This is a genomic window from bacterium (assembly GCA_028821235.1).
GTDB lineage: Bacteria > Actinomycetota > Acidimicrobiia > Spongiisociales > Spongiisociaceae > Spongiisocius.
In genome coordinates this window covers 1-23844 of sequence record JAPPGV010000015.1, presented here as the reverse complement: position 1 = coordinate 23844, position 23844 = coordinate 1, and the positions used below count along the sequence as shown (strand labels likewise).

Below are 23844 nucleotides of genomic sequence, written 5' to 3'. Positions count from 1 at the left end.
CAGGGTGGGGAAATTCGCTGACCAACTCTGGGGAATTTCGCTGATCGCCATCAACCTGCCGGCCGTCCAATGTTGAAGCCAACGAAAGCGCAGAATAGGCGCCCAGCGGCATTGTCGGCATAGCTCCGTGGAATCACACCATTGGCAACCGACCGGTGCAAGTGTGCTTGACCATTCGCGTTCACGGATGGTGAGGCTCACCGCCCCTACGGCTCCAAGTGGGTGATGACGCGGTCTGCGCCGATCTTCTCAAACGTTATCCAGCCGAGTTGAACGGAGTCGCCCGCCCGGAACGTCGCACTTCCCTGCAGCACGACACCGTCGCCGTCGGGGAGGTGGATCACCATGAACGATACGTCCAGCACCTGGGAGTAGTCCGCAGAGAATCGGAAGTTCTCGTCGAGGCAGAAGCTGTCGAGGGGTAGGGCTATACCTTCATGGCAGGCCACCACTTCGCCGTCGGCGTGCATCTGTCGCCAGGTGGCCGCATCGGCCCCATTGAAATCCGAAAACTTGCCCGGTCGGCCGGCTGCAGCGGTGGTGGTGGGTGCTCCAGTCGTGGTAGTCGTGGTGGCTGCTCCAGTCGTGGTAGTCGTGGTGGCTGCTCCAGTCGTGGTGGCTGCTCCAGTCGTGGTGGTGTCTGGAGCGGTTGTGGTGGTGGTTTCTGCAGCGGTCGTGGCGGCGGTGATCCATCGGTCGACTGTGTCGCGGTTGGATTCGATCCATTCGTGGGCGAGGCGGGTGACGTCGGCTTGGCTGCCCTCACCGGTCTCCATGCGCACAATCTGCCGATTCACATCGGTGCTTGGGATCACGACCCGTTCCAGCAGTATCGCGGCCGGCCGGTTGGCTTCCAGAAAACCGTTGTTGGCGGTCACCAGGATGTCACTTGCCGCAAAGCCCAACTCACACGGCTGTCCCGGGCACTGCTCGGGGGGCAGCGATGCTGCGCCCCTCTGGCCGGGCAGCGGGTTGGGAACCGTCAGCCAGTACACGCCCACACCCGGACGCAGCACACCCGCAAAGAGGCTGGGGCTCCACACGTAGGTGAGAAGCGGCTCCCCTCCCACGTGGCGTTCCCACGCTACCCACCACAGAACGTAGTACTCACCGGAGATCTGCTCGATGGTGCCTTCCCATCCGTTGCGGGCAATGGTCTGGTCGATGATCCCGCGGCATTCCCATCCTTCGTTGCATCCGAGGAGATCAGCCTTGCCGTTGCCGTCACCATCGAACAGGGCGGCAATCTCTGGATTGTCACCGATGTCGGCCATGGTGACAATGCCATGGGCATCGGCGGTGGTCTTGTCGATCACGAAACCACTTAGGCCTCCCCCCGGCATCTGTTCCCCGATCACCGAGACATGGTCTGAGACCAGGCTCCCGTCGGGAAGTTCACCGGCCAGATACACGTCGTGGGTCGGGAACCAAGCGTTGACCCACAGGTCGAATCGACCTGTGGCCAACTCCCTATAGAAGTTGCCTGGAGGCATCCCGGCTCCGCTGGGATCGGAAACCGTGTAGCCCAACTCTTCCAGGAGCGCCTTGTAAACCTCGGCCTGGAAGTAGCCGGTGCTCCAGGGGGCCCGAGCCATGGTGACGCTCACACCTTCACCAGGCAGGGACGTTTGGCTCGCCGACTCGCCGTCTCTGCCGTCATCCTCGACCGGCATTGCTACCTCAGGCTCCTCAGCCGGTCTTGCTACCTCAGGCTCCTCAACCGGCACTGCCACCTCAGGCTCATCACCGGCGGCGGCAGGGGTGGCTTGGACGGAGGTGGCTGCTGCATCATCCGCGCCAATGTCCGCGGACCCGCAGGCGGCCGACAGCAGCGCTACCGACACCAATGCACAGACGAACTGCCGACGTTTGTTCACATCGGTTGGCCTTCTCGGGTCTTCAGCGATCTCGGTTCCTTGGCGAACAATACATAGTTGTCGTTACTATGACCTTAGCGAACGCGTTTGCTGTTCTCGTGGTGGGGATCGCTCTGGCCACTTTGGCGAGTTCGCTTTCGGAGGGTCGGTCGAGGCCGTCATAAAGTAATGTGGGATTAGGTTTGGATGTCCAGTATGAAACAGCTGTCTACCTGGGGTGTTACGCAGCCCTAGTGTCCGCCGGCCCCGACGGATGGGCGAGTCCGCGAATCCCATTCCCGGCGCTATGAGCGGTCCGCTCTCCGATGTCACGGTCGTGGATCTGAGCCGGGTGCTGGCCGGCCCTTACGCCACCATGGTGCTGGCCGACCTGGGCGCCCGCGTCATCAAGGTCGAACCGCCGGGAGGGGGAGATGACGCTCGCCGGTTCGGGCCCTTCGTGGGCGGGCGTAGCGTCTATTACGAATCCCTCAACCGGGGCAAGACAGGTCTAACACTCGACCTCAAGGACGCGGCTGATCGGTCGCGTTTCGAGGCGCTGCTGGACGAAGCCGATGTGCTGGTGGAGAACTACCGGCCCGGCGCCATGGAACGGCTCGGCTACGGGTGGGACGAACTGTCGGCGCGCTGGCCCCGGTTGGTGTACGCGGCGGTGAGCGGGTTCGGACACCACGGACCCTACGCCGAACGGCCCGCCTACGACATGGTGGTGCAGGGCATGGGAGGCCTCATGAGCCTCACCGGCGTGCCGGGAGGTCCGCCGGTACGGGTGGGAACATCGGTGGGAGACATCACCGCCGGTTTGTTCGCCGTGGCCGGCATTCTGGGCGCTCTGCACGATCGGAAGCGGACGGGGCGGGGCCAGATGGTCGACATCTCCATGCTCGACTGCCAGGTCGCCATCCTGGAGAACGCCATCGCCCGTCATTCGGCAACCGGCGAGATACCCGGTCCGCTGGGCGCCCGCCATCCGTCGATCACCCCCTTCGGCGCCTACCGGACCGCCGACCGCCCGATCGTGGTCGCAGCCGGCAACGACGGCCTCTTCCGGAGCCTGTGCGCGACGCTGGGCCGGCCGGAGTGGGCGGACGATCCGCGGTTCATCGACAACGACGCCCGGACCGGCCATGCCGACGAACTGGGCGAGGAGATGGAAACCGTGCTGAGGGGCGAGGGGGCCGACGCCTGGCTGGAACGGCTGGAACAGGCCGGTGTTCCGTGCGGCCCGATCAACGACATAGCCGAGGTGATGGCCGACCCGGCCGTGCGGGCCCGCAACATGATCGTCGGGGTCGACCTCCCCGACGGGACGAGACTGGAGATCGCCGGAAACCCGATCAAGCTGTCCGCCCATGACGATCCTCCGAGCCGCCCGGCCTCGCCGGACGGACCCGGTGGGACGTGAGCCTCCGGATGCCGGACGGGCGGCGAGCCGGCGCCTATCGTTGGCGCCGGTGGATGGCGAGCAACCTGAACAAACGACAGTGAGGACGCCGCATGGACCCATCTCCTCCTAGCTTCAGCCGCCGGGTCCGGGCGACCATGACATCGCCGGTGAGCGAGGTGCGGGCCTGGGTGGCGGAAGGCGGCCACGACCACGGCTACCCGCTGCTCGACGTGTCGCAGGCCGTCCCCGGCTATCCACCCCCTGCCCGCCTCGCAGAGCACATATCCCGGCTGGATCCGGCCGCCATCTCGCGATACGGACCCGTCCTGGGCGACCCGGAACTACGGAGCGCCCTGGCGTCCGACCTCTCGGCCGCCTACCGGGGAACGGTGCGACCCGACCAGGTGGCCATAACGGCCGGCGCCAACCAGGCCTTCTGCCTGGCATTGGCGGTCCTGTGCGAGCCGGGCGACCGGGTCATCCTGCCCGTTCCCTACTACTTCAACCACGACATGTGGCTGAGCATGAGCGGCGTGGAGCGGGACTACCTGGCCTGCTCGGACGGGATGCTTCCCTCGGTGGAGGCCGCTGACTCCTTGATCGACGATCGCACCCGGGCCATCGTCCTGGTCACCCCCAACAACCCGACCGGGGCGGTGTATCCCCCCGAGCTCATATCCCGGTTCGCCCGCCTGGCGGCCGACCGGCGGCTGCACCTGATCCTCGACGAGACCTACCGGGACTTCCGGACCACCACCGAGCCCGCACACCGCCTGTTCAGGGATCCCGGCTGGGACCGGTCCGTCATCCATATCCACAGCTTCTCGAAGGTGTACGCGATCCCGGGTTTCCGGGTGGGGGCGATGGCGGCCTCCCCCGGGCTGCTCCACGAGGTGGACAAGGCGGCCGACTGCCTCACGATCTGCCCCAACCGGATCGGCCAGGAGGCCGCCCGCTACGGGCTGGCACACCTGGCGCCGTGGGTGGAGTCCAACCGCCACACCCTCAACCGCAGGGTCGAGAGCTTCGTGGCGGCCATGGAGGACAGCCCCTATTCGGTGGCCTCGGCCGGTGGCTACTTCGCGTACGTCCGCCATCCGTTCGAGGGAACCAGTAGTAAGGAGGTGGCAAGGCGGCTGTTCGAGCGGCTCGGCATCCTGTCGCTGGCGGGCGAGATGTTCGGCCCCGACCAGGACCGCTACCTGCGGCTGGCCTTCGCCAACCTGGAAGACCACCAGGTCGCGGAGCTGGCCCGAAGGCTGACCGACGACGCTGAGAACCGGTAGCGGGCTCGACACAGTCCACGAATCGAACTGTTAGTCCGCGACTCGAGGGATGTCGCCGCCTGCTGATTCGAGATGAAGGACTGGTACATCTCCGTTATCGTGTTATATCCCATTCAAAACTTGTTAGATCGTGAACATAGTCCTTCATACGCTGATCACAAAGGGGATCTTTCGAGGTAAAGTGGTAGTGTCATCTATCCAAAAGGGGCAGGGATGGAGTGGTCGGGTTTCACCAACGCCTTCGGGGTGGTGGGACCTACAGTGGTTGCCTTGGCGGTGGTCGTCCTCAATCGCCAGGACCGGCTGGCGGACAAGGTGAACGAACTCTCCGAGCGGGTCGCCCGTATCGAAGGCATCCTCCTAGGCGGCGCCGAGGACAGCTGAGCCACTCGCAACGGAACCTCCTCACTCCCCCAGCGCGATGGCGAACACGAGGGCCTGGGAGTCGGTATGGGTGATCGTTATCTCCACCCGGGTGACCTCTAGCGAAGCGGCGCGTGCGGCGCCGGTGCCGGTCAGGTTCACCGTCGGCTTGCCTCCGCCCGTGATCTCGACATCGCGCCAGCGCACCATCCGGTATCCGGTACCGAGCGCCTTCATCACCGCTTCCTTGCCCGCGAAACGAGCGGCGTAGCGGCGGGCCGGGTTGGAGAACCGCTCGGCATACGCCTGCTCGTGGGGCGTGAAGCACCGTTGCGCGAACCGTGGATAGCGAGCGAGGACCCCTTCGACCCGATCGATCTCGGCTATGTCCACGCCCAACCCGATGATCCGCATGGACTGCAAGGTTAGGAGGATGCTGCGCGACCGGGCCCTACTCGACCGTCACGCTCTTCGCCAGGTTGCGCGGCTGGTCGATGTCCCTGCCCAGGCGGCGGGCCACGAAGTAGGCGAGCAACTGGAGGGGTATGGCAGCCAGGATCGGGGAGAAGACGTCGGCGACGCGAGGAATCCGCAGCACATGGTCGGCAACCTTTCCGATCTCCTCATCGTCCTCATAGGCGACCGCGATGACCAGGCCGCGCCGGGCCTTGACCTCCTGGAGGCTGAGCAGGGCCTTGCTGTGCACGTCCTCCTGGGTGACCACCGCCACCACCGGGGTGCCGTCCGAGATCAGGGCCAGGGTCCCGTGCTTGAGCTCGCCGGCCGGCATCGCCTCGGCATGGATGTAGGAGATCTCCTTCAGCTTGAGGGCGCCCTCCATGGCCGAGGCAAGATCCAGGCCCCGGCCGATGAAGTAGGCGTCGGGGGATCCCGCCAGCACGTCCGCCAGGCGGGAAACTCCGTCCATGTCCTCCAGCACGCGGGCCGCCTTGCCGGGAAGCGTCCTTAACTCGGCCACCAGCTCGCGCTCGGCGGTCCGGGAGAGGGTGCCCCGCCGGCGGCCGAGTTCGATGGCCAGCAGGCTCTCCCCCACCAGCATCGCCACGTAGGCCTTGGTCGAGGCAACCGAGATCTCGGGACCGGCCCACGTGTACAGGACATCGTCCGCCTCCCGGGCCAGACTCGATCCCACCACGTTGGTCAGGGCCAGCAGGCGGGACCCGCGCCGGCGGGCCAGGCGGGCGGCGGCCACCGTGTCGGCGGTCTCTCCCGATTGGCTGATGGCCAGGGTCAGCGATCCGTCGCGGAACAGCGGTTTGCCGTAGCGGAGCTCGTGGGCGAAGGCGACCTCGCCGGGGATGCCGGCCAGCTGCTCGAACAGGACCCGGCCCACCAGGCCGGCGTGGTAGGCGGTGCCACAGGCGGTGATCCAGATCCGGTCGATCGCCGCCGGGTCCCGATCCGACCACTCCAGGCCATCCAGGGCTACGTGCTCACCCCCGTCCTCGCTCGGCCGGATCCGTGCCCCCAGGGTCCGGGCGATCACGTCGGGTTGCTCATGGATCTCCTTTGCCATGAAATGGTCGAAGCCGCCCTTCCTCACCGAATCGGTCTCCCAGTCGGCGGTGAAGGGTTGCTTGCTGACGGGACTACCGGCGATGGTCTCGAGGACGGCGCCGTCGCGGGTGACGGTGGCGATCTCCCCGTCCTCCACCAGCAGGAACTCCCGGGTGTACTCGAGGACCGCCGGGATGTCGGATGCCAGGAAGTTCTCTCCGTCACCCAGGCCCACCACCAGCGGGCTGATCATCCGGGCGGCCACGATGCGGTCCGGCTGGCGGGAGGTCATCGCCACGAGGGCGTAGGCGCCTTCCGCCTGGCGGATTGTCCGGCGGACCGCCTCGGTCAGGTCCCCTTCAAAGCCGAGGGCCACCAGATGGGCCAAAACCTCGGAGTCCGTGTCGGAACGGAAGGCAACCCCTCGGGCCTCCAGCCGGTCGCGGAGGGCCCGGAAGTTCTCCACTATCCCGTTGTGCACCACCACGAACTGGCCGGTGGCGTCGGCATGGGGATGGGCGTTGCGGTCTGACGGAACCCCGTGGGTCGCCCACCGCGTGTGGCCTATGCCGGCGTGGCCCGAAAGAGGGGACCTATCCACACGTCCGACGAGCCGGGCGAGCTTCCCCTCCGCCTTGGCAACGGCCACCCTCCCCCGGCCAGTCACTGCCAATCCGGCGGAGTCGTATCCCCGGTACTCGAGCCGGGCCAGGCCATGCATCAGAACGTCCTGCGCCTGGCGGGGACCCACATAGCCCACGATGCCGCACATCTTCGCCTCCCAACCTCCGGTCTACATGCGAACCGATGCCGGACCCGCAAGGGTTGCTGGGCGAAGGCTCCGCTCGCGACCTCGGTCAGGACACGGGGCGGTCGTAATCGCCGGGCGGCGCGTGCCGACCAGACGTACCGGTCGCACGCTTCCACCTCGGCCCGGCCTCTGTCACCCCGGTTGCCCGTGGTTTTTGCTCCGAACCGTCACGACCGTGGAAGGGCCGAGAGGGCATCCGCCGAATGCTCGATGATCCCTCTTCCTCGTCACCCCGGGCCGGCGAGCCGATCTCTCGACTCGATAGCCGGGGCCAGGCGCTTGAAGAAACGGTTGTCCGTGATCGGTTGTCGCATCCAGATTAGCCCTGATCCGCACCCGCGCGGACCATCGGGCATCGACCGGCTATACGCGGCCGAGTTCCGCGCGGACCACTCCGGCCAGCCTGTGGGCGATCGAGTCGGCGGTGCCCGCCCTGGCGGCCTCAACCATCACCCGGACCAGCGGCTCGGTTCCCGAAGCCCGGACCAGTACCCGTCCATCGTCTCCGAGCTCGGCTTCGGCCGCGGCGATCGCCGCCTCGAGGCCCTTCGCCCGGTCCAGTTCCCGGGACCGGACCGGCAGGTTGACCAGCACCTGGGGGAACTCGGTCATCGCATCCCGCCGCAGGTCGGCGAGCCGGCACCGTTCCCGAACCACCACCTCCAGGAGCCGCACGGCGGTGAGAAGGCCATCGCCGGTCGTCCCGCGGTCGAGTTGGATGACGTGGCCCGACTGTTCACCGCCCAGCACCGCACCGTGTTCGCGCATCGCCGCCAGGACGTAGCGATCGCCGACCTGCGTCTCCAGCAACTCGATCCCCGCCTCCTGCATGGACCTGCGAAAACCCAGGTTGGACATCACCGTGGTGACCACCTTGTTACCGGCCAACTCTCCCCGGCTCTTGAGGTGGAGGCCGATGATGGCCATGATCATGTCTCCGTTGACGACCCGGCCATCCTCATCGAGGGCGATGAGGCGATCGGCGTCGCCGTCGAAGCAGAACCCGATCCGGTTCTTCGCCCCGGTCTCCGAAGCCAGGCGCTCCGGCGAGGTGGCGCCGCAGCCGTCGTTGATGTTCATGCCGTCGGGATCAGCGAAGAAGGTCGACACGTCGGCGCCGAGCGAGGCGAACAGCTCGGGAGCGGCCCGGTAAGCGGCGCCGTTGGCGCAATCAAGGGCGAGACGCACCCCGTCCAGAGGCTGAGAAGCGTGGGAGCGGATACCGGCCAGGTACCGGTCCGTCGCGTCCGGTAGGACGCGGCCGGCGCCGACCCCTCCTCCGGTGGGGCAACTCCACGGCGTTCCCCGAAACAGCCGGGCCTCGATATCCGCCTCCCGCTCGTCATCGAGCTTGAAACCGTCGGCATCGAGGAACTTGATCCCGTTGTCAGGCGCCGGATTGTGCGAGGCCGAGACCATGACTCCCAGATCGGCGCCGAGTTCGGTCACGAGAGCCGACACCCCACCTACCGGGATCACCCCAGCGTCGAGGGTGTCCACACCGACCGACTGGAATCCGGCCTGGAGAGCGGCGACCAGCATGGGACCGGAGCGGCGGGTGTCACGACCAACCACTACGGTGCCGCCTCCGGCCAGATCGCCGGCGGCGCGGGCCAGGCCCATCACGAGGTCAACACCCAGATCCGAGTTGGCTACCCCCCGCACGCCATCCGTACCGAAGAGCCGGCGGGGAGGGGAGGGATTACCGGGCAAGAGCTAGTAGGTCGGCGGGTGCGGCGTGGATGGCCGGGACAACTCCCAACAGGTCGCTGGCCGCTGGGCGAACCCCGCAGGATCCGTTGAGCAGCACTCTCCTACCGCTTGGTGTACTGCGGCGCCCGCCGAGCCTTGCGGAGACCGTACTTCTTGCGTTCCACGACGCGGGCGTCCCTCCTGAGCAGCCCGGCGCGCTTGAGGTCGTGCCGGAGGCTCGGATCCATTTCGGCCAGGCTGCGGGCTATGCCGAGGCGAAGGGCGTCGGCCTGGCCGTTCACACCGCCTCCGTGGAGCTTGGCCACCACGTCGTAGCGGCCCTCGACGTTGGCGACCCGGAGGGGTTCGAGCACCCGCATGCGGCGGGCCATGGTCGGGAAGTACCGCTCCAGAGACCGGCCGTTGAGGGTGAACACGCCGGTGCCGTTGAAGAGGCGCACCTGGGCCACCGATTCCTTGCGGCGCCCGGTTGCTTGGGCCACTACGGCTCGGGCCATCAGATGCTCACCTTCCTTATGGCGAGGTCGAGAACCTCCGGAGACTGGGACTGATGAGGATGGTCCGGTCCCGAGTAGACCTTTAGTTTGCGGATCATCCGGCGTCCTAGCTTGGTCTTGGGGAGCATACCCCGCACCGCCCGCTCGATCACCGCCTCGGGTCTACGCTCGATCAGGCTCTCGAACGACTCCTCCTTGAGGCCGCCCGGGTAACCGGAGTGCCGGTAGTAGATCTTGTTCTGGCTGTTGGTGGACGTGACCGCCACCTTGTCCGCATTGACGACCACCACGAAGTCGCCACCGTCCATGTGGGGAGCGTAGGTGGGCTTGTGCTTGCCGGCCAGTATCGGGGCGAGGCGCGAGGCGAGGCGCCCGAGCGGCACGTCGGCCGCGTCGACCACGAACCAGCGCCGGCTGATGTCATCGGGCTTGGGGGTGTAGGTGGTTTGTCGCTTCACCATCGTCGCTCGGTTGCGGATCGGGATACTGGAAGGGGGCCGGAAAGCCAGGTGGTCGGCCATAAACGGCGGGCCGCCGGATTGTAGCGAGGTCAGCGGCCGGTTGCCAGCCGCTACCGGTAATGCACCCGCCATAGGACCAGGCCGTGGGGCGGGGCGGCCCCCCTGGCCTCGTTCCTGTCCCTGGCGCGGACGACCTGGGGGGTGGTACCGGGTTCGATCCGCCCCCTACCCACTTCCACCGAGAAGGCGACGATGGACCGGACCATCTGGTGGCAGAACGCCGTTCCTGCGATCTCCAGTTCGAGGATGCCGCCGTGCTGGGCGGACCAGGCGGCCGAGAGAACGGTGCGGACGGTCGAAGCCCCTTCCCGCCTGCGGCAGAAGGAAGCGAAGTCGTGCTCGCCGACCAGGTAACCCACCGCCCGGTTCATCGCCCCCAGATCGAGCGGCTCGCTGACGTACCACGAGGTCGTCCGCCGGAGCGGGTCGGGATGCGGACTGTTGAGGACCCGGTACCGGTACGTGCGGCGAGTGGCGGAGAAGCGGGCCGAGAATCCATCCGGCGCTCGCACCGCGGCGTAGACCACGATCTCGGGCCCCAGGAGCTTGGTGAGGGAACGAGCCAGCCGGTCGGGATCGACCGGTTTGGCGGTGGAGAAGGACACCACCTGATGGCGGGCGTGGACTCCGGCATCGGTACGCCCGGCCACCACCGTGTCTACGGGCTCGAGAACGCGGGCCAGAGCGGCCTCCAACTCACCCTGGACGGTGCGCACGGTGGGTTGGCGGGCGTAACCGTGGAATCCTGATCCGTCATAGGAGAGATCGAGACGGTAGGTCGGCATCCGGGCGGAGCGCCCTTCTCGTGGTCCGCTAGAAGAGGATTATCGACAGGTACCAGCCGAGCAGGCCGGTGGCGGCGACGAAGCTGTTCTCCGGATGGTCGAGGTCGAACTGGGCGCCGACCGCCGTGCGGAGAGCGAGGAAGAACCACACCGCGGTGATCAGCAGAGCCACCAACCCCAGCAGGCCCGGCCGCCCGGCCAGGACTAGCGGGAAGAAGGCCACGTTGGCGAAGCCGACCATCCTGAAGGTGGCTCGGTGGTTTCCGTGGCGCTTGAAGATGTATACCGAGGCCGCCCACACCGCGGCGGTCACCAGGAGGGCGCGGAAGATGCTGGCAAGGATGGCGAACGCCACGCCCACCAGCGAGAACGACCAGAGCTGCGGAAGGATGCCGGCGATGACGATCATCACCACCGCGTTGCCGGTTGCGTACTGGTCGAAGAGCAGCGACTCGTAGAAGGGCCGATCGAGGCGGCCGGCGCGGATCATCTGGGAAAGCATGACGTCCTTGAGATTACGGCCTCCCCGCAGAGATAACCGGAGCGACGGAGGCCGGCGGGATACCGCACAGGCTACCACCACGACGGCCGGCGCCTAGTGGTCTGTCTGTGTAATGGCGGTGTGGTATGGCGAGGCAGCGGTGTTTCTCGCAAGGCCCGCTGACGAAGGCGTACCCGCAGTGGTACGTTGAGGAAGCGGAACGCAGCGACGGGACGCCGATGGCCGCCAGAGCACCCGGTTGTTTCGCAGACAGACCACTAGGCCCAACCACCGAGCGTTCTTCACCCGCTCCACCCCCCGGCGCGCCGGCGGAAGTACTCGGTGGCGATCCAGGCGGTGACCAGACCGCTCAGGATCGCGAGCGCGATGACCGGGATGCGAAAGCTGCCGGTCCGGTCGATCCACCAGCCGGCCAGGGCGATTCCCGACGTAGCGCACCAGGCCGCCGCCGTCAGGCCCCCCGAGAAGGCCCGCACCGCCAGTCTCGGTTCCATGCCCTGCCCGGCCAGATGGCCCAGCAGCCCCCATATCGGGTAGTTGAAGAACCCGAATCCCAGGGCCGCAACCATCAGGCCGGTGTACGACCAGGCCAGCACCAGAACGACGAGGCCGGTGGCGTAGGCGAGGGAGATCACGCCGATGACCAGCACGGGCGATACCCGATCCGACCAGGAGCCCATCACCACGGCCGCCATCAGCCCGACGGACGAGGCAATCCACCAGAGTCCGGCCACCGCCGCCGGTGACACCCCGAACTCGTCCACCGCCGTGGCCGACATGTAACTCACGAACGTGAAGCCGCAAAGGCCGCCCGCGATGCTGAGCAGGATCACCATCCGACCGGTCCGGACCGCCCAGGTATCTCTCCAGTCTCTTCGCCGCACGGCGGTACTGGCCAGCCGGGGCCCCGAGCCAGGAGTGCGGGGCAGCAGCACCAGGACCGCCAGCCCGGTCGCCACCGACACGGCGGTTGCGATCACGAAGGCCAGCCTCCATTCGTCCGGTCCGGCGAGGAAGAGTGCGTACGCACCGTTGATACCGCCCCCCACTCCGGCGCCCGAACTCGCCACCACGGTGACCCTCCCGAGGGAGGAGGGCTCGACCACCCGGGCGATCAGGCGTACCGACGCCGACCAACTGATCGGCGCCATCAGGCTGATTAGCACCACCGATCCGGCGAGAACGACCGGAGATCCGGCCCCCACCGCCACCAGGAATCCGACCACGCAGACCGACAGCGCGGCCAGGATGAGTCCCCGTAGCGGGAATCTGTCCACGACTCTGACGCCCACGGCTGCGCCCAGGCCGTACGCCAGGAGTCCTGATGACACGGCCAGGCCCAGGGCGCCGTAGCCGGACCCGAAGCTGTCGCCGATGCGCGGCAGGAGGGCAGGAACCAGACCGTTGCCGAAGCCGTGGGTGACCATGATCACGGCGCAGAAGAGCGCCGCGGCCCGGCCCGTCCCTATGTAGTCCTCAGGCGCGAGACTCGGGGGACCGGCGCCGCCCTCGGTCGTCAATCCTGGCTCTCCGGAGAATCTCGTCGATGGGCGTCACGGCTAGGTCGCCGAGTTGCTGAACGTACTCGTATCCGAACCGTCCCTTGATGCAGAGGTGTCCGGAGGTGACCGAGTGGTCCATCGGCGAGGTGACCTTCACGATCCGGTTGTCCTGGACGTGGAGGTCCAGGTTGCAACCGACCCCGCAGTACGAGCAGATGGTACGGGTGACGGTCTGGCCTTCCTCCTCCCACATGCCTGCCTGGCGCAACTCGTACTCGCTGCGGAACATGAGGGCGCCGGTGGGACACACGCCTATGCAGTTCCCGCAGAAGACGCAGGCCGAGTCGGTCAACCCGGTGTCGAACTCGGTCGAGATGCGGGCGTCGAAGCCCCGACCGGCCACCGCGATGGCGAAGGTGTTCTGGGCGTCCTCGCCGCAGGCCTCCACGCACTTGTAGCAGAGGATGCACCGGGAGTAATCCCGCACGTAGAGCTCGTTGTCCACCTTGACCGGCTGGTGAACGGTCTCGGCTGCGGTCCCGGGACCGATCCGGTGATGGCCCGCCTTGCGCTGGTCGCGGTCGCCGGACGGATCGGCGGGCGGGCCGTAGCGGTCGGGATCGCAGCCGTAACGGTCCATCCACGCCACGGTCTCCTCGTCGACGAGGTCGAGTTCGACCGAGGAGGCCAGGAACTCGTAGACCATCTTGCGGGAGTGGCGGACCCGGTCGCTGTCGGTGGCCACCTCCATCCCCTCCTCGGCCGGGCGGCTGCACGATGGCACCAGCGTGCGGTTGCCCTCCACCTCCACCACACATACCCGGCAGACGTTTACCGGGGTCAGGTTGTCCAGGTAGCAGAGGGTGGGCTGGTCGTTGTCCAGGGCCCGGCAGGCGTCGAGGATGGTCGAGCCGCCCGGAACCGTGACGGTGGTCCCGTCGACCGCCAGCGTGACCTCAGCCACGAGATCGCTCCAGCAGGCCCAGATCGATGACCGACCGGATCGCAGTCGACGCAGTGTGCCCCAGCCCGCAGATCGAGGCGTCCATCATCACCCGCGCCACCTCCTCGAACAGATCCTCGTCCAGCGGCTCGCCGCCACGGTGGCGAGCCAGCAACTCCTCCTGGCGGACGGTACCGACGCGGCAGGGTACACACTGGCCGCAGGACTCGTCCCGGAAGAACTGAGCGATCCGCCTGGTTATGTCCGGGAAGTCGGTCCGGTCGTCGAATACCAGGATCACGCCGGAGCCGAGCGTGGCGCCGCGGGCGCGGGCATCCTCGAAGGTCAGCGGCATGTCTAGATAGTCCTCGCCCACGAACACCCCGGCCGCGCCTCCGAGCATCACCGCTCCTATCCGGCCGGTTCCGGTGACGCCCCCGGCCAGATCGATCAGTTCCGCCAACGTCCTGCCGAACTCCACCTCGTACAGGCCGGGCCGCGCCACGGCGCCCGCCAGGCAGAACAGCTTCGGCCCGGTCGACTCCCCGGTTCCGATCTCCGCGAACGCGGCTCCGCCTTCGAGCACTATGTCGAGCACGTTGATCAGGGTCTCGACGTTGTTGATCACCGTGGGACGTCCGAACAGGCCCACCTGGGTCGGGAAGGGGGGTTTGTTGCGCGGCTCCCCCCGCTTGCCCTCGATGGACTCCATCAGGGCGGTCTCCTCGCCGCAGATGTAGGCGCCTCCGCCCCGCCGGATCTCGATCTCGAACGTGCGGCCCGAGCCGGCCACGTCCGCGCCGAGGAGACCCTCCGCCCGGGAACGGTCGATGGCGTTCTGGAGGCGCGACTGGGCTAGCGGATACTCGGCCCGAATGTACAGGTACCCGCGCTCGGCCCCGATGGCCAGCCCGGCGATGGTCATCGACTCGACCACCGCGAAGGGGTCGGCCTCCATGATCGCCCGGTCCTTGAAGGTGCCCGGCTCCGACTCGTCGGCGTTACAGATCAGGTAGTGCGGCAGGGCGGGTGACCGGGCCACCGCCTCCCACTTGATCCCCATCGGGAAGGCGGCGCCCCCCCGTCCCCGGAGATCGGACGCCTTGATCTCGGCAATGACCCGATCCGGCCCCATCTCGACGGCCCGGGCCAGGGCCTGGTAACCGCCGGTGTCCCGGTAGTCCTTGAGGGAGTTCGGATCGACCGTGCCGATACGCTTGAGCAGCCGCAACGACGGATCGCCCGCCTGCGGTACGACGGGCCGGACTTCCCCTACGGAGCCGCCTTCCAGCACCTCGGTGACGCGGTCGCAGGTAGCGCCGACCAGCACTGTGTCCCCCTCGCCGGCCCGCTGGAAGAAGACAGCCGGGGCCTGGTCGCACTGACCGAGGCACGGGCTCGGATGCACATCAGGGCGCCCTTCCAGGCCCTCCAGTATCTCGGCGCCGCCCATGGTGCGGCAGGCCACGTCGTCGCACACGTGAGCCACCCGGGCCGGTCGTTCCTTCAGCGACAGCAGGGCGTAGAAGCCGGCCACCCCGTACGCCTCCGCGGGGGGAACGAGGAGTCGCTCGCAGATGTAGTTGAGCGCCCCGGCGCTGACCCATCCGACCGAGTCGTTCACCGCGTGGAGCGCCGGCAACAACAAGTGACGGCTCTCCACCGAACGGTGATAGCCGCCGAACGCCACGCGCCGGTCGGCGGGCTGCGAAGACTCCCCGTCCCCGGATGGGGTGGGAGGTCCTAGCAACGCATCCACGGCCGACCGCTCCGCGGTGGTCGCCTCGGCGGACATGAGTCGGAGGTCGATGGGAGTTCTCCTAGACGGTGGCCGGGAAACCCCTTACAAGGGGGATGGCTTGGTGGCCGACAACTCTGTGGTGGCCGGCAACTCTCATGCCGGGTAGTTTGCCACGGAACGAACCCCGGATCGTTGCTCGACACCCTCCTGCAAAGGCTCGATCCGAACCGCGGTGGCCTTGAACTCGGCGGTTCCCGACTTTGGATCCCATGCATCAATGGTGAGCAGGTTCACGTCCACCTCGTCGGGATCGTGGACTGCCATGAAGGCCAGGCCGGGACGGAGAGACCGATCGACCATCACGGGCGCCTCGACGGATCCCCGGCGCGAGACGACCCGGACCAGGTCGCCCTCGGCCACGCCGAGGGCGGCTCCGTCCGCGGGCGCCACCTCGACAGCCACCGCTGTCCTCAACGGGGATGAGTAGCCACCGGACTGGACCCCGGTGTTGTAGGAGTCGAGCCGGCGTCCGGTGGTGAGCCGGATCGGGTACTCCTCGCTCAGCTCGTCCACCGGCGGGGCCCAGGGCGTAGGGAAGAAGGGGGCCGGATCCCGAGGCAGCGGATCGTCCCAGAGCTCGCCGTGGAGGAACAGGGTGCCGGGATGGTCCTCGTCGTAACACGGCCACTGCAGGCCACCCGCCTCGGCGAGCCGGCGGTACGACATCCCGGCGTGGTTGGGTGAGAGGCTCCGCAGCTCGTCCCAAACCTCCTCGGCGGTCGGATACCCCCAACCCCGACCCATCCGTTCGGCGAGGGCCGAGATGATGTACAGATCATCTCGAGCCTCTCCAGGAGGGTCGAGAGCCTTGCGGACCCGCTGCACCCGCCGCTCGGAGGAGGTCACCGTGCCGTCCGTCTCGGCCCATCCGGCCGCCGCCGGGAACACCACGTCGGCCAGCTCGGCGGTCCTGGTCATGAAGAGGTCCTGCACCACCATGAACTCAAGCCCGCGCAGGAGGTGGCGGGCATGGTCGGACCGGGCCTCCGACTGGGCCGGGTTCTCGCCGATCACGTACAGGGCGGTTATCTCTCCGTGCTCCATCGCCTCCAGCATCAACGACAGATGCTTGCCGGCCGTGTCGGGCACGGGGCGGCCCCAGAGGGCCTCGAACTTGCCGCGTGAGACCGGGTCCTCGATCTCCTGGAATCCGGGCAGCCGGTTGGGCAGCGCGCCCATGTCGCCGCCGCCCTGGACGTTGTTCTGGCCGCGGATCGGAACCAATCCCGATCCGTAGCGCCCCACGTGGCCGGTCAGGAGCGCCAGGTCTATCAGGGCGAGGACATTGTCGGTGGCGTTGTGGTGCTCGGTGATACCCAGCGTCCAGCAGATCTGGGCCTGCTCGGCGGTGGCGTAGTCGTGGGCCATGCGGCGGATGACTTCGGGGGGCAGGCCGGTGATCTCGGCGCCCCGCTGCAACGTCCACGGCTCCACCGACTCGGCATAGGCCTCGAAACCCTCGGTCGAGTGCCGGATGAACTCCTCGTGGTGCAGTCCGGACGCGATTATCTCCCGCGCTAGCGTGTTGGCCAGCGCGATGTCCGAGCCCACCTCGAGCCCGAGCCAGACGTCGGCCCACATGGCCGACGTGGTGCGGCGCGGGTCGATGGCGTACAACTTGGCACCGTTGCGGACCCCCTTCATCAGGTGATGGAAGAAGATCGGGTGAGCCTCCCGGGCATTGGAGCCCCAGAGCAGGATCACATCCGTAGTCTCGATTTCCTCGTAGGAACAGGTCCCGCCTCCTACTCCGAACACTGCCGCCAGACCGGCGACCGAAGGAGCGTGTCAGGTGCGGTTACACGAGTCGATGTTGTTCGACTCCATGACCAGCCTGGAGAACTTCTGCGCCAGGAAGTTCATCTCGTTGGTCGCCTTGGAACACGAGAACATGCCATAGGCGCTACCGGTATGGCGGCTCAACCCGGCCGCCGCCCGGTCGAGCGCCTCGTCCCACGTTGCCGGCACCAATTCGCCATCCCGTCGCACGTACGGGGTGGTCAATCGGGGAAGCGTCACCCGCGGCATTCCATCACCTCCTTTCCCCTACTCTCCACCAACGGCCGTTCACCCCGGCCTACGTACCACTGACAGTAGATTGAAACGGGATCCTGTTCACGCAGAACTCGTTGCCGTCCGGATCGGCCATGACCGTCAACGTGTACTCGGCCTCCTCCACCGTCTCCACGATTCTGCCACCCAGCCTTACTGAACGGGAGAGGATCATGTCGAAATCCTCCTCGTTCGAGCCCTCGATGTCGAAGTGGACCGGACTCTTGTCGGCCGTGACACGGTCCACCTGCTGGAGGACCAACTCGCACCCGGGCAGTACCGGGCCCATGAACAGGTAGTTGTCGAGACGCCGCCCCGGCGCCAGACCGAGCAAGGAGCCCCAAAAAGCGGAGGATCGATCCAGGTCGAGACAGTCTATGACCAGGTACCGGATCGAGGCGGTCGGCTCGTCTGCCGCTGCAGCCGACAAGTCAGAACAGGCCGATGATCTTGCCGTCTTCATCGATGTCTACGTTCATGTACGCCGGTCGCGCCCCCAGTCCCGGCATCGTGCGGATCTCACCCAGGAGCACCACCAGGAATCCGGCGCCGACCGACGCCCTGACCTCGCGGACCGGCACGGTGAACCCGCTCGGCCGCCCCTTCAAGGACGAATCGTGCGAGATCGAGAGAGGGGTCTTGGCCATGCAGATCGGGAGGTTCCCCATCCCGGCCTGCTCGAACTCCGCGATCTGGCGCGCCGCCTTGGCGGAGTAGTCGACCCCGCCGGCGCCGTAGATCTCCCGGCAGACGGTCTCTATCTTCTCCTTGATCGACCGCTCCGACGGGTAGAGGAAGCGGAAGTCCGCGGGCTGTTCGCACGCCTCCACCACCGCCTCGGCCAACTCCAGCGCTCCGCGCCCGCCATCGGCCCAGTGGCTGGACGTGACCGCCGCCAGAGCTCCCGCCTCCCGGGCGGCCCGCTTGATCACCCGGCGCTCGTTCTCCGTATCGGTCGGGAAGGTATTGACCGCCACCACCACCTCGATCCCGAAGCGGCGCGCGTTCTCGATGTGAGCCATCAGGTTGACGAGGCCGGCCTCCAGCAGCGGCAGGTTCTCCTCGGTGTAGGCGGGTGCGAGCGGCCGGCCGGCCACCACTCGAGGGCCGCCGCCGTGGGTCTTGAGCGCCCGGACGGTGGCGACCAGAACTACCGCGTCGGGCTTCAAACCGGAGGCGCGGCACTTGATGTTGAAGAACTTCTCCATGCCCATGTCGGCCCCGAATCCCGACTCGGTGACCACGTACTCCCCAAGTTGGAGCGCCACCCGGTCGGCCAGGATCGAAGAGTTGCCATGGGCGATGTTGGCGAACGGACCCGCGTGGACGAAGGCGGCCTGGCCTTCGAGCGTCTGCATGAGGGTGGGATGCAGCGTGTCCTTCATCAGGACGGTCACCGCGCCGCCCACGCCCAGGTCGTCGAGGGAGAGGGTGTTGCCGTAGGTGTCCGCTCCCACCACGATCCGCCCGCAGCGGGCCCGGAGGTCGCGGAGCGCCGAGGCGTAGTCGTGACCGTCGGTGAGCGCCAGGATCGCCATCAACTCGGAAGCCACCGTGATGTCGTAACCGGTCTCGCGGGGCCGGCCGTCGATACGGCCGCCCAGCCCCACCACCACGTTGCGCAGTGCCCGGTCGTTGACGTCCACCACCCGGCGCCACTGGGCCCGGAACATGTCGATATTGAGCCGCCCCAGCCCTATCGCCTCGAGCTGGGCGTCGCTCATGCGCCCCTCGTGGTACCAGCGGGCGTCCATGGCCGCGGCCGCCAGGTTGTGGGCCACGCTGATGGCGTGCATGTCACCCGTCAGGTGCAGGTTGAACTCGTCCATGGGGATGACCTGGCTGTAACCGCCCCCTGCCGCCCCGCCCTTGATCCCGAAAGTAGGTCCCATCGAGGGTTGGCGGATGGCGGCGACGGCCTTCTTCCCGAGGAGGCCCAGCCCCTGGACCAGACCGATCGTGGTGGTGGTCTTGCCCTCCCCGAGAGGGGTGGGAGTCACCGCGGTGACGTCGATGTACTTGCCGGGCGTTCGGCCACCGACCCGCTTCAGTATGTCGAGGTGGACCTTGGCCTTGGTGGAGCCGTACGGAATCAGCTCGTCAGCACGGACCCCGATCGACTCGGCGATCTCGGAAATCGGTGTGACCGGAGCGGCCTGGGCGATCTCGAGATCGGAGGGAAACCTACCGGAAGCATTCATGCAATCTCCGTCAAGGTGAGCTACCGATCGGGAATTCTACCCGGAGAAACCCTACCCATCTGCGTATTACGATGCGGCACGGTTCCGCATCGTGAGACGAGTGGGCTGTTTTTGTAGGGCAGAACGGCCCACCCCACACTAGTGTCATGGCTAGGCGTTCAGGCCAAGTGGAGTTACCAGCGCGGGGCGCGGTGACGGAGCCAGGAAGGGAGCGGTGGTGGCCGGTGACGGGCTGATACGCCTCGAGGGTGTATACAAGATCTTTGGTCCCCAACCTCATGGTCGGGCTTTTGACCTCGCCCGGGCGGGGGTGGGCAAGGATGAGGTGCTGCGCCAGTCCGGTCATGTGATCGGTATCCGTGATGTCAACTTCTCGGTCTCCCGTGGTGAGATATTTGTGGTGATGGGCCTCTCTGGGTCTGGTAAGTCCACTGCTTTGCGCACGGTTAACAAGCTGTTGGAGACCACAGCCGGGGAGGTGTGGGTCGACGGAACCGACGTCCAGACCCTGTCGGGTTCCCAGCTCCAGGCGTTCCGCCGCCAAAAGATGGGGATGGTGTTCCAGCACTTCGCTCTGTTCCCGCATCGCAACGTGATCGACAACGTCAGCTACGGGCTCAAGGTGCAGGGGGTGGACAAGGGGGAACGGGACCAAGCAGCGATGAAAGCCCTGTCCCTGGTGGGTCTCGAACCCTATTCCCGAAACCTTCCCCGGGAGCTGTCGGGGGGTATGCAACAGCGGGTCGGGTTGGCCCGGGCGCTGGCTTCGGACCCCGACATCCTGTTGATGGACGAAGCCTTCTCCGCTCTCGACCCTCTCATCCGCCGCCAGATGCAAGACGAGCTGATGGACATCCAAAACGAGTTGCGCAAAACCATCCTGTTCATCACCCACGACCTCAACGAAGCGCTACGGATAGGCGACCGGGTGTGCATCATGCGAGACGGCGCAGTGGTCCAGATCGGAACCCCCGAAGAGATCCTCACCGAACCCGCCACCGCCTATGTCGCCGAGTTCGTCCAAGACGTCGACCAGGGCCGCGTCATCGAGTGCCGCGAAGTCATGACCCAACCCAAACCCATCAACCCCGACATGTCCCTCACCCAAGCCCTAGCCCACATCGGCGAACGCAGCGGCGCCTTCGCCACCGACCCCAACGGGCGACCCACCGGGCTCCTCACCATCGGAGACTGCGTCAGAGCCGCCAACACCGGCTCCGCCGACATGTCGGGCGCCCTCAGAAACGACTTCGACACCACCACCCCCCAAACAACCCTCAACGACGTATACGCCGCAGCCGGCCGAGGACTACCCATCGCCGTGGTGGACCAAAACGGCAAACTCGTCGGAGACCTCGACCCCCGCCACATCATGGAAGAAATGGGACGAGTCGAACAACTCATCGACGGCTTCGAACGAGAAACCTACCTATGACCACCCTGACCCCCACCCTCGCCCAAACAACAGAACGCATCCCCATCTGGGACAACGCCATCCTCGACGAGTGGAGGGTCCCCTTCGGGGATTGGATGTTGCAAGCCATCAGGTGGATCGCGGTCAATCTCGAGGTACTGCTCGACATAGTGGCCTGGCCCTTCGAGATCATGGTCCGCAGCCTGGTCCGCGACTTCCTTATCGAGATCTCGTGGATATGGATCGTGCTGGCGATGGCGCTGGTGGCATGGCTCACCCGCAACCTCAGGGTTGCCGCTTTCGTAGCCGTGGCCTTGACGATGTGCGGACTGCTGGCCAATCAACAGTGGAAAGAGACCGCCGCGACGATCGGGCTGATCGGCGTCGCCGTCATCCTGTGCGTGGTGATCGGGATCCCGGTCGGCATCCTGTGCGGCCGGATCGACGGCGTATGGCAAGTCACCCGACCGATCCTTGACGCCATGCAGGTCGTCCACTCCTTCGTCTACATGTTGCCTTTCATCTGGTTCTTCGGCCTCGGCGAGGTCTCAGCCACGATGGTGACCATGGTGTATGCCCTCCCACCGTTGATCCGGCTCACCAACCTCGGCATCCGCCAAGTACCCGCCGACGTCGTCGAAGCCTCCCGCGCCTACGGCGCCTCAGAAGCCCGCGTCCTCTTCGACGTACAGATCCCGCTGGCCCGGCCCGCCATCATGACCGGCATCAACCAGACCCTCCTCCTCGCCATCTCCATGCTCGGTATCGCCGCCATCATGGGTTCGTTCGGTCTCGGACGCGTACTGTTACGGGCGATAAACAACCAGGATGTCGGCGAAGGCGCAGCCGGGGGTCTGGCCTTTTTCCTGGTAGCAGTCGTCCTGGACCGGATGTCACAGCGCGAGGGCACCGAGTCCACCAACCTGCTGAAACGGATGCAGCTGGCTTGGAGACACCGCCGCGATCCGGAGGTGCTGATTCCCGACAGCAGTCCCTCAGCAATCGTGAAACACCAGGAGATCGACGTCTATGCACCGATCTCACCCGGCGAGCGACTGCCGATGCTGCTGACCCTCGTCGGGGGCCTGGTGGCAGTAGTGAGCGCCTTCCTCCCATGGACGTCGAACGCGGGGAAGATCAGCGCGTGGGGACGGTGGGCCGACGCATCTACCGACGGAGAACTGGCGGGACAGACCTTCAGCGGCCTGCACGCCTCCGGGGGATCGTGGTTCGGTATCGTGGTGCTGGCGCTCGGACTGTTCCTGTTGGCGGCAGTGATGGCCTCCGGCGCCCGGCCCGGCCGGGCGCCACGATGGCTAGCAGCCGACGGGGCCGTCATCGCGGCTATCACCGCACTCATCGTCGCCTCCGCGCACTATCTGGCCCAGTCGGTGAGCGACGCCGGGATGGTGGTCGGCGCCGTGGATCCCGGTGACGGAGCCGGTGTCTACCTGGCGATCGCCGGAGGTCTGGTAGCGACCATCGGCGCCCTCCTTTGGACCAGGGCAGCGGATCACTCCCCGCTCCATCCACTCCCCTCGGGCGTCGCTTGGGGACGGCTCGTCGGTCTCGGAGTCGCCACCATCACCCTCGTGTTGGGCCTGGTATCAGGTTGGAGTTGGGACGAGCGCCAGGAGGAGATCCTCACCCCGGAGGTCCAGGCCCAGATAGACGAACTGGAGCAGCAGGCCAGCACCGCGTCCGACGAGGAGCGGGCCGCGATCGCGGCTGAAATGTTGAGTCTCCGCGCACGAGCAACCCAGACAGGGGTCCGCGTCATCGACGGCGGGAGTAGTGACGGAGCACAATTGGGGCTCTGGGCACTGGTATTCGGTGCGATCGCAGTTCTGACAGGCCTGCGCGCCGCCGGCCTCTTCGGAAGCGGCGAGCAAAGTAAGTGGAGGTGGAGCGCTGCGACCGCCGGGATCGGAGCCGGGATCGCGTGTATCGGCTTCGCCTGGATCTTCACCCATGTCCGTTCGGCCCACGTCAAGTACGTAGCCGGAGTGGGTTCCTTCCTGACCGTGGTCGCAGGGCTCCTCATCCTGGCTTCCACGATGGCCGTGTTGAAGGAGTACCGCCGGTCCAAGGTCTACGGAGACCCGCTGGGCGAGGACACCGAGGCTGACGCCGCAGCAAAGGCCACGGTCGGAGCCTCCATGTGAATGCTCGGACCATGCGCGGGAGCAGGTGCCCGCTGCATGACCGAGGCTACAACCGAACCAAGAAAGGAGAATGATGAAACTAAGCATCAGAATCATCTCGGTGCTGGCAGTGTTCGCGCTGGTGACTGCGGCATGTGCCCAAGACGACGCACCCGGCGAAGGGGTTAGCGTCACGATGGCACGCGCCAACTGGTCAACCGGTTACTTCCAGGCCGAACTCATGCGCCAGCTCATGCAGGAGTTGGGCTACGAGGTGAGCGACCCGGCCGATCTCGAGCTCGGCCCGAACCTGGCCTACTTGGCCATGGCTCAGGGCGAGGCCGACTTCTGGGTCAACAGCTGGTATCCGGGCCACAACAGCTGGCTCGCGGCGGAGATGCCGGATGGCTCGCTGGTCGGTGAGCACGTACGCCGGGTCGGTGCGCTGATGCTCGCCGGCGGCTTGCAGGGATACCTGATGACCAAGTCGTTCGCCGAGGAGTACGGGATCGCCACTCTCGACGATC

At 66.6% G+C, this 23844-nt stretch carries 20 protein-coding genes; 6 read left to right on the top strand and 14 right to left on the bottom strand.

What is annotated here, in order from left to right; genetic code table 11:
- Positions 1 to 206 precede the first annotated feature (206 nt).
- Positions 207 to 1595, bottom strand: a complete 1389-nt coding sequence (proX, locus tag OXK16_01455) for a glycine betaine/L-proline ABC transporter substrate-binding protein ProX (protein MDE0374613.1) — start codon at positions 1593 to 1595, stop codon at positions 207 to 209.
- A 535-nt stretch (positions 1596 to 2130) separates the two neighbouring features.
- Between proX and OXK16_01450 the strand changes: the two genes are divergently transcribed.
- The 3 genes from OXK16_01450 to OXK16_01440 all read left to right on the top strand — a co-directional run bounded on the left by OXK16_01450 (position 2131) and on the right by OXK16_01440 (position 4934).
- Entirely contained in the window at positions 2131 to 3282 is a 1152-nt protein-coding gene (locus tag OXK16_01450; protein ID MDE0374612.1) for a CoA transferase, read from the top strand.
- Positions 3283 to 3374: 92 nt separating this feature from the next.
- A complete protein-coding gene (locus tag OXK16_01445) occupies positions 3375 to 4550 on the top strand; it encodes an aminotransferase (protein MDE0374611.1) in 1176 nt (391 codons plus the stop codon).
- A 213-nt stretch (positions 4551 to 4763) separates the two neighbouring features.
- Positions 4764 to 4934, top strand: a complete 171-nt coding sequence (locus OXK16_01440) for a hypothetical protein (GenBank protein MDE0374610.1) — start codon at positions 4764 to 4766, stop codon at positions 4932 to 4934.
- 21 nt (positions 4935 to 4955) lie between these two features.
- On the opposite strand, the gene acpS is transcribed toward OXK16_01440, so the two are convergent.
- From acpS to OXK16_01375, 13 genes are all read right to left on the bottom strand, one after another.
- Entirely contained in the window at positions 4956 to 5327 is a 372-nt protein-coding gene (gene acpS, locus OXK16_01435) for a holo-ACP synthase (protein ID MDE0374609.1), read from the bottom strand.
- 37 nt (positions 5328 to 5364) lie between these two features.
- Positions 5365 to 7203, bottom strand: coding sequence for a glutamine--fructose-6-phosphate transaminase (isomerizing) (gene glmS, locus OXK16_01430; GenBank protein ID MDE0374608.1), 1839 nt, complete (start codon positions 7201 to 7203; stop codon positions 5365 to 5367).
- A gap of 402 nt (positions 7204 to 7605) precedes the next feature.
- Positions 7606 to 8955, bottom strand: a complete 1350-nt coding sequence (glmM, locus tag OXK16_01425) for a phosphoglucosamine mutase (protein MDE0374607.1) — start codon at positions 8953 to 8955, stop codon at positions 7606 to 7608.
- 101 nt (positions 8956 to 9056) lie between these two features.
- Positions 9057 to 9452: a 30S ribosomal protein S9 gene (gene rpsI, locus OXK16_01420; GenBank protein ID MDE0374606.1), complete on the bottom strand. Its 396-nt coding sequence runs from the start codon at positions 9450 to 9452 to the stop codon at positions 9057 to 9059.
- The gene (rplM, locus tag OXK16_01415) at positions 9452 to 9913 is read right to left on the bottom strand and encodes a 50S ribosomal protein L13 (GenBank protein ID MDE0374605.1); all 462 of its coding nucleotides are present in this window, start codon (positions 9911 to 9913) and stop codon (positions 9452 to 9454) included. The genes rpsI and rplM overlap by 1 nt, the downstream gene beginning before the upstream one ends.
- Positions 9914 to 10023: 110 nt before the next feature.
- The gene (gene truA / locus OXK16_01410; GenBank protein ID MDE0374604.1) at positions 10024 to 10758 is read right to left on the bottom strand and encodes a tRNA pseudouridine(38-40) synthase TruA; all 735 of its coding nucleotides are present in this window, start codon (positions 10756 to 10758) and stop codon (positions 10024 to 10026) included.
- Positions 10759 to 10786: 28 nt separating this feature from the next.
- Positions 10787 to 11260, bottom strand: a complete 474-nt coding sequence (locus OXK16_01405) for a hypothetical protein (protein MDE0374603.1) — start codon at positions 11258 to 11260, stop codon at positions 10787 to 10789.
- 281 nt (positions 11261 to 11541) lie between these two features.
- A complete protein-coding gene (locus OXK16_01400; protein ID MDE0374602.1) occupies positions 11542 to 12780 on the bottom strand; it encodes an MFS transporter in 1239 nt (412 codons plus the stop codon).
- Positions 12737 to 13726 carry a 2Fe-2S iron-sulfur cluster-binding protein gene (locus OXK16_01395; GenBank protein MDE0374601.1) on the bottom strand — a complete coding sequence of 330 codons (990 nt, stop codon included), beginning with the start codon at positions 13724 to 13726 and terminating at the stop codon, positions 12737 to 12739. Before OXK16_01395 ends, OXK16_01400 begins: the two co-directional genes overlap by 44 nt.
- Positions 13719 to 15500 carry an NAD(P)H-dependent oxidoreductase subunit E gene (locus OXK16_01390; protein ID MDE0374600.1) on the bottom strand — a complete coding sequence of 594 codons (1782 nt, stop codon included), beginning with the start codon at positions 15498 to 15500 and terminating at the stop codon, positions 13719 to 13721. The genes OXK16_01395 and OXK16_01390 overlap by 8 nt, the downstream gene beginning before the upstream one ends.
- Before the next feature lie 99 nt (positions 15501 to 15599).
- Positions 15600 to 17534 carry a molybdopterin-dependent oxidoreductase gene (locus tag OXK16_01385; protein MDE0374599.1) on the bottom strand — a complete coding sequence of 645 codons (1935 nt, stop codon included), beginning with the start codon at positions 17532 to 17534 and terminating at the stop codon, positions 15600 to 15602.
- A gap of 49 nt (positions 17535 to 17583) precedes the next feature.
- On the bottom strand, positions 17584 to 17988 hold the full coding sequence (locus OXK16_01380) for a VOC family protein (GenBank protein ID MDE0374598.1): 405 nt from the start codon (positions 17986 to 17988) through the stop codon (positions 17584 to 17586).
- 1 nt (position 17989) lies between these two features.
- Positions 17990 to 19759, bottom strand: coding sequence for a formate--tetrahydrofolate ligase (locus OXK16_01375; protein MDE0374597.1), 1770 nt, complete (start codon positions 19757 to 19759; stop codon positions 17990 to 17992).
- A 214-nt stretch (positions 19760 to 19973) separates the two neighbouring features.
- Here OXK16_01375 and OXK16_01370 point away from each other — a divergent pair, with 214 nt between their 5' ends.
- The 3 genes from OXK16_01370 to OXK16_01360 all read left to right on the top strand — a co-directional run.
- Complete coding sequence (locus OXK16_01370; protein MDE0374596.1) at positions 19974 to 21194, top strand: glycine betaine/L-proline ABC transporter ATP-binding protein; 1221 nt, start codon at positions 19974 to 19976, stop codon at positions 21192 to 21194.
- Positions 21191 to 23338, top strand: a complete 2148-nt coding sequence (locus tag OXK16_01365) for an ABC transporter permease subunit (GenBank protein ID MDE0374595.1) — start codon at positions 21191 to 21193, stop codon at positions 23336 to 23338. Before OXK16_01370 ends, OXK16_01365 begins: the two co-directional genes overlap by 4 nt.
- 70 nt (positions 23339 to 23408) lie before the next feature.
- Positions 23409 to 23844: proline/glycine betaine ABC transporter substrate-binding protein ProX (locus OXK16_01360; GenBank protein ID MDE0374594.1), on the top strand; the 436-nt coding region annotated here is incomplete at its 3' end.

What these genes read in the sequence shown, in the direction of transcription:
- OXK16_01450 (MDE0374612.1), top strand. Translation starts at nt 2,131, where the DNA reads ATGGGCGAGTCCGCGAATCCCATTCCCGGCGCTATGAGCGGTCCGCTC.
- proX (MDE0374613.1), bottom strand. Translation starts at nt 1,595, where the DNA reads ATGGCTCGGGCCCCCTGGAGCACCGGCTACTTCCAGGCCGAGGTTTAC.
- truA (MDE0374604.1), bottom strand. Translation starts at nt 10,758, where the DNA reads ATGCCGACCTACCGTCTCGATCTCTCCTATGACGGATCAGGATTCCAC.
- rpsI (MDE0374606.1), bottom strand. Translation starts at nt 9,452, where the DNA reads ATGGCCCGAGCCGTAGTGGCCCAAGCAACCGGGCGCCGCAAGGAATCG.
- glmS (MDE0374608.1), bottom strand. Translation starts at nt 7,203, where the DNA reads ATGTGCGGCATCGTGGGCTATGTGGGTCCCCGCCAGGCGCAGGACGTT.
- OXK16_01405 (MDE0374603.1), bottom strand. Translation starts at nt 11,260, where the DNA reads ATGCTTTCCCAGATGATCCGCGCCGGCCGCCTCGATCGGCCCTTCTAC.
- OXK16_01445 (MDE0374611.1), top strand. Translation starts at nt 3,375, where the DNA reads ATGGACCCATCTCCTCCTAGCTTCAGCCGCCGGGTCCGGGCGACCATG.
- OXK16_01365 (MDE0374595.1), top strand. Translation starts at nt 21,191, where the DNA reads ATGACCACCCTGACCCCCACCCTCGCCCAAACAACAGAACGCATCCCC.
- OXK16_01375 (MDE0374597.1), bottom strand. Translation starts at nt 19,759, where the DNA reads ATGAATGCTTCCGGTAGGTTTCCCTCCGATCTCGAGATCGCCCAGGCC.
- OXK16_01390 (MDE0374600.1), bottom strand. Translation starts at nt 15,500, where the DNA reads ATGTCCGCCGAGGCGACCACCGCGGAGCGGTCGGCCGTGGATGCGTTG.
- acpS (MDE0374609.1), bottom strand. Translation starts at nt 5,327, where the DNA reads ATGCGGATCATCGGGTTGGGCGTGGACATAGCCGAGATCGATCGGGTC.
- OXK16_01440 (MDE0374610.1), top strand. Translation starts at nt 4,764, where the DNA reads ATGGAGTGGTCGGGTTTCACCAACGCCTTCGGGGTGGTGGGACCTACA.
- rplM (MDE0374605.1), bottom strand. Translation starts at nt 9,913, where the DNA reads ATGGTGAAGCGACAAACCACCTACACCCCCAAGCCCGATGACATCAGC.